Genomic DNA, 7,295 nt, shown 5'->3' on the forward strand with positions numbered 1-7,295 from the left:
GCGCTCGTGTCCTCGAATGGCATCCCGAACCTCCCGGCGCAAAGCGCGCCAAACTGTTCGCGATGTCCTCGCACACCTGTTCGCGATGTCTCCGGTCCAAACACCCCCTTGAGGGGGAGATGGCCGGCAGGCCAGAGGGGGGGTGCTGTCCCTCCAGCGTTTGAAGGATTTTGTACCTGAAGCGCACGCGCTCCAGCTGGACTCATCCCATCCGTCCGCGCGCCTTGACCGGGAGCGTTTCCAGTACCTTGTCGCCTTCGATCAGATGCACCTCGTCGAACAGGTTGGTGACGACGCAGCAATGGTCGGGCACGACGCGCACGCGCTCGCCGATGCGAAGCTCGGCGCCGCCTGACAGCGTGACGTTGCCGTGCTCTTCGCTGAGGCTGGTCACCCTTGCGCCTGAAATGCCCAGCAGCTCGCCGAAATCGGCGAGCCCCAGCGTATCGCTGGACAGGGCCTTGCTGCCGGCGTCGAGGATGGCGCGTGTCGGCGTTGGGTGGCTGACCACCGTCGACAGCACCGTCAGCGCGCAATCGTCGAGGCTGCCGACGCCCTTGGCGACCTGGTAGCGGTCGAGATAGATGTAGGTGCCGGGCCGGTATTCGGTAACGACGGAAGCCTCGCCGGAACGCCACATATCGGGTGTGCCGCCGCTGGAGATGCGCTCGCAAGCAAGGCCGGCTGCGGCAAGTGCTTGTTGCGCATCGGCGAGCCACGCCTCGGTCTCGGCGGCGCGACCGGCCCCCGGGTAGGTCATCAAGCCGCCGAAGACGAGCCCCCGGACCTTGTTGATCTCGCTCGCCAGCGCGACTGCCTCGCCGGCCGACTGCACACCGCAGCGGCCCATGCCGGTGTCGCATTCGACCAGCACCGGCAGGCGGTGGCCGGGATCGGTAATGGTGGCGGCAAGCCCCATCAGCGTGTCCATGCTGTCCGTTGTCACCGACAGGGTTACGCGGCCGTGCAGCGCCTTGAGGCGCTCCAGCTTGGCCCGCCCGACGATATTGTAGGGCAGAAAGATGTCGGTCAGTCCGGCGTCGGCCATGACCTCGGCCTCGCCGATCTTCTGGCAGGTGATGCCGACGGCGCCGGCCGCGATCTGCTTCTTTGCCCAGTAGGGCAGTTTGTGGGTCTTGATGTGCGGCCGGAGCTTCAGCCCATGGCTGTCGGCATGGGCCTGCGCCCGCGCGATATTGGCTTCGGCGCGGCCGGCATCGATCAGGATCGCCGGCGTATCGAGGTCGTCTATGCTGCGCATGGTCTCACCATCGGAAAATTGGTTGACCTTATGGCCCTGATCGGACCGCATGTCATGGGGCCAGCGACAGCAGTTTGCATCGACACCGGATGGACGTTCGGCTATTGCGGTTTGAGCAATTCCAGGAAAAGTGTGAAACGGTTTTCCGTCCGGAGTTGCGTCCAAAAAAAAGATAGAGCGGTTCGGCGTTCCGTGAAACGATGAACCGTTCTAGCGCTCGCAAAGCGACGGGAAGGAACCACGATCATGAAACGCTCCGCCATCAACGATATCATCCGCGACGCCGACGCCTTCATCCGCTCGTTCGGCTACATCATGCCGCCCTTCGCCTACTGGTCGCCGGAAGAGATGAAGGCGCGTCGGCAGGATTCGTCGGCAATCTTCTCGTCGCGGCTTGGCTGGGACATCACCGACTACGGCCAGGAGAAATTCGACGAGCTCGGCCTGTTCCTGTTCACCGTTCGCAACGGCCGCTACGAGGACATGAAGAAGGGCATGGGCATGCTTTATGCCGAAAAGATCATGATCTCGCGCAAGGATCAGCTGTCGCCGATGCACCGCCACAACATCAAGGCGGAGGACATCATCAACCGTGGCGGCGGCAAACTGGTGCTGGAGCTGTTCATGCATGATCGCGATGGCGGCATCGATCCGAAGGCCGAAGTATCGGTGCCTGTTGACGGAACCATCCACAGGCTGCCCGCGGGTGGGCTGCTGAAACTCGACCCAGGCCAGAGCGTGACGCTGCTGCCGGGCGTCTGGCACGCCTTCTGGGCGGAGGGCAAGGACGTGCTGATCGGCGAGGTTTCGACCGTCAACGACGATCTCACCGACAATGTCTTTCGCGAACCAATCGGCCGCTTCGCGGACATCGACGAGGACACAGCACCGCTGCATCTGCTGGTGTCCGATTATGAGAAGTGGGTGGGGTAAGAAGCGACGGGCGGTCTGGCCGGTTGGCAAAGTTTGCGCTATCTTTGGTCAGTGGACCCTCCGCCTAATCAACGTGGGAACGTCGCCTGGTCGAAAAAACATTGAGGACTCGCCTGTTACGGCGAGTGCAGTTCTCAATTCGTCGGACAAAACTATATGATTTAACTGCTGCTCATCTCTAGCCAGATGAATAGTGCCTAAGCAGTGCTCAAAGTGTACGTAAAAATTACAAGAAATTATATGTAAGACGTTACCTCCTTCCACCGCGCTGGCAACATCAGATCGTTCTGGATCTATGCAGCGAACCCGGCTGAGTGGCAGAACCCAAGAAAACTTGTTAGTCGTTCCGTCGCGGGTCACTAAGGTTATTGGATAAAATTGAACAAACTCTTGGGGCACGAATTTCAAAATTATTTCCTGCCACGTATCATCAACAGCCGGAGGGTTGCCAGTTGGTGGGCAGTGAAGGCTTTCAAAATTGATTAAATTGGATCTGGCACGAAGCACCGGCCGACCACGAGATTCCTCGATTGGTACGGAGGTCATCGCATCAACGGGGGTTACTGGAGAACCGTAGTCAAAAGTCGCCGGCTGAAACGACGTATCCAATCGATCGTACCAAACCCAAGCCATCGTAGTTCTCCAATAGAAGGGCTGCGAAAGCGAACCTACCGCTGATGCTTATCGGCCCTGCGGTTGCCCAGCAGCAGCTTGCGCTCGAGATGCGCCCGTAGCTCGCCGTAGTAAGCCGTCAGGAACGCGCGTGCGTCATGGGCTTGGGGTGCCGCGCCGATCTTGCGTCCGATCGTTTCGGCCACCGTCCGCAGGGCGAAATAGTCGTCGCGGCGCAGCACCTCTTCCAGCTTGTGGAGTTCGGCAATCCCGTAGGCATCGAGCTGGGCGTGGCTGAACCGGAAGGCGCCGGCCGCCGGATCCTGCCGTGCCGACAGGTCTTCAAGCAAGGCGCGCTTCGGCGCCTCTACCACCCAGGTCCCCGCCAACAGATCACCGATCCGCATGCGGTCGCGATTGAACAGCGGGAACAAGGCAAACAGCAGCGTCCACACCAGTCCGAACACCGTCGTCAACGTGTCGGCGAGGTCGGTCCCGCTGCGTCCAACGATGATCGAGAGCGGCAGGAACACCTCGATCTCGCGCATCAGGTTGCGGGCGATGACCTGGTCGATCGACAGGCCGTCTCCGCTGCGCGACGCGACCCGGATGCCGACGATCCGCTTGCCGGGCGTAGCCGCGCGCCGGCCCGCTTCGAAGACGATGAAGTAGGCGTTGCGCAGAAAGAAGATCAGGATGATCCAGACGACGAAGAGCGGCTGAAATCCCTCGCTGCCAAGGCCTCCCACCCCGAACAGCGCGACGATCGTGATCACGATTGCAGCCACGGCGATGAACACGATGTCGAGCAGGAAGGCGGAGGCCCGCGTGCCGGCGTCGGCCAACTTTATCCGGAGATCGACGCCTTCGGGCGTGATCAGCGGCCGAATAGCCGCAAAGGCGGCGCGTTTAACGATCGCCATGCCGCACCGCCCGGAACAGGTAGAAATAACCGATCCACAGCACCAGCATGCCACCGCCGATGCCGTAGCGCGTGACGTCGCTGGTGATGGTCTGCCTGCCAATGCCCTCGAGCAGCCCGGCAAACAGCAGCATGACCGAGACCCCGACCATGGCGTTCGCGGCGATGCGTCCGGCGCGAGCCGCTGCCGCCATGCGTGTCAATTCGCCGGGAAAGGCGATGCTGGTGCCGATGCGCATGCCCGCCGCGCCGGCCAAAGAGATTGCGAACAATTCGGTGGTGCCGTGGATGGCCAGCCAGCCGCCGAGCTCCATGCCAAGCCCCTTGGACCAATAGACTTGGAACAACGCCCCGATCATGCAGCCGTTGTACAGCATCAGCAGCACCGTCGGCACCGCGAAGGCGAAGCCAAGGGCGAAGGCCAGGATTGCGACCTGGACGTTGTGCGTGAACAGATAGGCGGCAAAGCCTGAGAGAAAGCCATTGTCGCCATCATAAAGCATGCCGCGCAGCAGTTCGGCCGAGGTGTCGGGGCCGCGGCCTCCTGCCAGGCCGGGCGGGATGATCGCGTCGAACCAGCTCTTGTCGGATGCCACCAGCCAGGCGCCTGCACCAATCCCGATCACCATCAGCGCGACCGACGCCAATGTCTCGCGCCACAGGTCGCGAATGGCTTCGGGCCAGTCATGCAGGAAGAAATCGGCGAGGCGCTGCCGCAGCCCGCGGCGCGCGCCGTAGAGATAGAAATAACCGCGCAGCGACAGCGCTTCGAGATAGCCGACCAGCGCATTGTCGAGCGATGTCGCGCGCGCCACCGACAGGGAAGACAGCGCCGATCGATAGAGCAGCGGCAGCGACAGCAGCTCCTCTTCGGAAAGCGTCCGCGGCGCACGCTTCTCGACACGCGCCAGCAGCGCCTCGAATGCCTTCCAGTCGGCCTCGCGCTCGCGGCGGAAGCTGGCCAGCGACTGGCGTACCGCGTCGCCGCGCACCGCATTGCCGCGTACCGGCGCCGTCACAGCAAATCCTCCTGCTTGAACTGCAGATAGCGCTCGACCAGCGCCGGGCCGAGCCGGTTGTGGTCGGCTTCGATCACATGCGCCCCGAGCAGGCGCAGCCGGCCGATGACGACCTGCCTTTCGCGCAAGAGCCCTCCGGCAACGACCGCGCGGGCAACATCCTCGCCGGAGCGTGGCGGCAGGTCGGCCAGGCCCTCCAGTTCGGTGTCCTTCATCATCATGAACAGCACGAGATGCCGTTCGGTGAGCCGGCCCACGGTGCGCAGCATCAATTCCGCGCTGATCGGATCGACGAAATCGGTGAAGATGATGACCAGCGAGCGGCGGTCGAGCCGCGCCGCCAGCGTCGTCAATGCCAGCGTGAAATTGGTCTCCTCGCTGGAGTAGTCGATCTCGGCGGCCCGTTTCTGGATCATCGCAAAGCTGGCGGGGCCGCGCACCGCGCCGCTCGAAACGCGCGGCCTTGCATCGAAGCCGAACAGGCTGACCATGTCACCGCCCTTCAGCGCGATGAATGCCGACAGCAGGGCGGCCGTCACCGCCCGGTCCACCTTCGGCACCCCGTCGACCGGTTCGCACATCAGGCGTCCGCTGTCGATGGCCAGCACGATGTTGTTGTTCTCCTCGATGCGGAACTCGCGCGCCAACAGCTTGCCGTGGCGGGCGCTGCGCTTCCAGTCGATCATCCGCCGGCCCATGCCCGGCTGGTAGTCCTTGAGCGCGTCGAACTCGCGGCCTTGACCGGCGCGGCGCTGCGCATGGCCTTCGGCAAGCGCCGCATGTTGCAGCAGCGTGATCGCCTCGCCGCGGGCGCTGCTGACGTCGGGCAGCACCGCAACCTTGCTTTCCACCGGCAGCACGACCTGGTTCCAGACCAGCCCGAACGGCCCGCGCCAGCGCACCCAGAGACGGTCGAAGCTGGCGACGCCGCGCCGCAGCGCCTGGAAGCGGAGGTTGAGCGAGCCGCCTCCGGCGGTTGGCAGCAAGGCGCCGCCGCTGCCGTCCACCGGCGCCAGACGCGCTTCGTGGCCGACGCGGGCCTCCGCGGCGCGCGGCCCCGAGTGACGGGCGGCGACGTGCACGCTGAACTCGCCGCCGACACCGACCTGCTGCGGCGCATCGATGCTGGCATTCAGCGATGCCCGTCCGCGTCCGGCCGCGGCATCCACCGCCAGGAAGGCAAGCAGCAGGCAACTCCACAGCAATCCCAGATACCAGAACGACGGCAGCGCCAGCGCGACCAGGAAGGCCGGCACCGCGCCGGCCGCAGCTGCCCATACCGCTCGGCCGCTGGGATAGATCAACGTGGTGCTTCCGTCTGGTCGACCAGGTCGGAGACGATCTGCTCGACCAGCCGGCCATCGATCTGTGCGGCAGGCGAAAGGATGACGCGATGACGCAGCGCCGGCACCGCCAGCGCCTTGACGTCGTCGGGGATCACATAGGCGCGTCCGTCCAGCGCCGCCCGCGCACGCGCCGCCCGCGCCAGCATGGCGCCGGCGCGCGGACTGGCCCCGACCTCCAGATCGGCATTTTCGCGCGTAGCCCGAACCAGCGCCGCTATGTAGCCGACGACATCGTCGACAAGGGTGACGGAGCCGACGACTTCAAGGGCCTCCTGCAGCGTCTCGCGGTCCGTCTGCGCTTCGATGCCATATTGCGCGATGTCGTGCGAGGCGGAGCCGCCGCCGTGATGGACGATGATGGCTCGTTCTTCCTCGGGGCCGGGATAGCTGACGCGGTGCTTGAACAGGAAGCGGTCGAGCTGCGCCTCCGGCAGCGGATAGACGCCCTGGTGCTCGATCGGATTCTGGGTCGCGACGACCATGAAATTGCGGCCGAGCGAATGCGTGGTGCCGTCGAAGGTGACCGCATGCTCCTGCATCGCCTCGAGCAGTGCGGCCTGCGTCTTGGGCGGCGTGCGGTTGATTTCGTCGGCAAGCAGGAGATCGCAGAAGATCGGGCCGCGCGTCAGCGTGAACTGCCCGGTCTGGAAGTTGTAGATGTTCGACCCGACGATATCGCCGGGCATCAGGTCCGGCGTGAACTGGATCCGCCCGTAGGCGATCCCAAGCGCCTGGGCGAAGCAGCGCGCGGTCATGGTCTTGGCCGTGCCCGGAGGACCTTCCAGCAGGATATGCCCGCCCGCAAACAAGGCGGTCAGCATCAGGTCGACCGTATCGTGCTGCCCGGTGATCGCCTTGGCCACTTCTTCCCTGATCCGTGTCGCCAGGGCCTTCACATCATCGACGTTCACCGAGCCTCCTTGCCGTCCAGTCATGCAGCCGTTCTGCTGCCTGTTGCATCTGCGTCAGATTCTTCGCCTCGCCGGCCGCTTGCGAGCGCGTCGTGAAGCCGCCGGCTTGCTCCTTATCGCGAGAGTCGAGCCAGTGGTCGAGCGCTTTGCCTTGCAACCCTTGCGGTGCGCCGAGCAGCGCGCCGGCGCGCACCCGCATCAAGGCCGCATAGCGGCCTCCCAGCTCGTCCAGCCGGCCGGCACGCCGCATGAGCATCGCCGTCGTATCGACCAGCGCACGCTTGCCGAAGG

Annotated in this window: 6 protein-coding genes and 1 pseudogene; 1 reads left to right on the forward strand and 6 read right to left on the reverse strand. The window is 64.3% G+C overall.

Annotated features, from left to right (window positions below; genetic code table 11):
• Nucleotides 1–202: 202 nt before the first annotated feature.
• Nucleotides 203–1,261: a D-TA family PLP-dependent enzyme gene (locus NKH93_RS34015; RefSeq protein WP_352976354.1), complete on the reverse strand. Its 1,059-nt coding sequence runs from the start codon at nt 1,259–1,261 to the stop codon at nt 203–205.
• A gap of 246 nt (nt 1,262–1,507) precedes the next feature.
• On the opposite strand from NKH93_RS34015, the gene NKH93_RS34020 reads away from it, so the two are divergent.
• Complete coding sequence (locus tag NKH93_RS34020; protein WP_023674428.1) at nt 1,508–2,194, forward strand: D-lyxose/D-mannose family sugar isomerase; 687 nt, start codon at nt 1,508–1,510, stop codon at nt 2,192–2,194.
• Between the two features lie 668 nt (nt 2,195–2,862).
• Here the strand turns inward: NKH93_RS34020 and NKH93_RS34025 are convergent.
• From NKH93_RS34025 to NKH93_RS34045, 5 genes and pseudogenes are all read right to left on the reverse strand, one after another.
• Nucleotides 2,863–3,651 carry an RDD family protein gene (locus tag NKH93_RS34025; RefSeq protein ID WP_352490118.1) on the reverse strand — a complete coding sequence of 263 codons (789 nt, stop codon included), beginning with the start codon at nt 3,649–3,651 and terminating at the stop codon, nt 2,863–2,865.
• A 64-nt stretch (nt 3,652–3,715) separates the two neighbouring features.
• On the reverse strand, nt 3,716–4,747 hold the full coding sequence (locus NKH93_RS34030; RefSeq protein ID WP_352820539.1) for a stage II sporulation protein M: 1,032 nt from the start codon (nt 4,745–4,747) through the stop codon (nt 3,716–3,718).
• A complete protein-coding gene (locus NKH93_RS34035; RefSeq protein WP_352976357.1) occupies nt 4,744–6,051 on the reverse strand; it encodes a DUF58 domain-containing protein in 1,308 nt (435 codons plus the stop codon). The genes NKH93_RS34030 and NKH93_RS34035 overlap by 4 nt, the downstream gene beginning before the upstream one ends.
• Nucleotides 6,048–7,004, reverse strand: a complete 957-nt coding sequence (locus tag NKH93_RS34040) for an AAA family ATPase (RefSeq protein ID WP_352449246.1) — start codon at nt 7,002–7,004, stop codon at nt 6,048–6,050. Before NKH93_RS34040 ends, NKH93_RS34035 begins: the two co-directional genes overlap by 4 nt.
• Nucleotides 6,991–7,295: pseudogene (locus NKH93_RS34045) on the reverse strand (DUF4350 domain-containing protein); the annotation flags it as partial. The pseudogene NKH93_RS34045 and the gene NKH93_RS34040, both read right to left, overlap by 14 nt.

The sequence above is a fragment of the Mesorhizobium sp. M0954 genome (assembly GCF_040319155.1).
Taxonomy (GTDB): domain Bacteria; phylum Pseudomonadota; class Alphaproteobacteria; order Rhizobiales; family Rhizobiaceae; genus Mesorhizobium.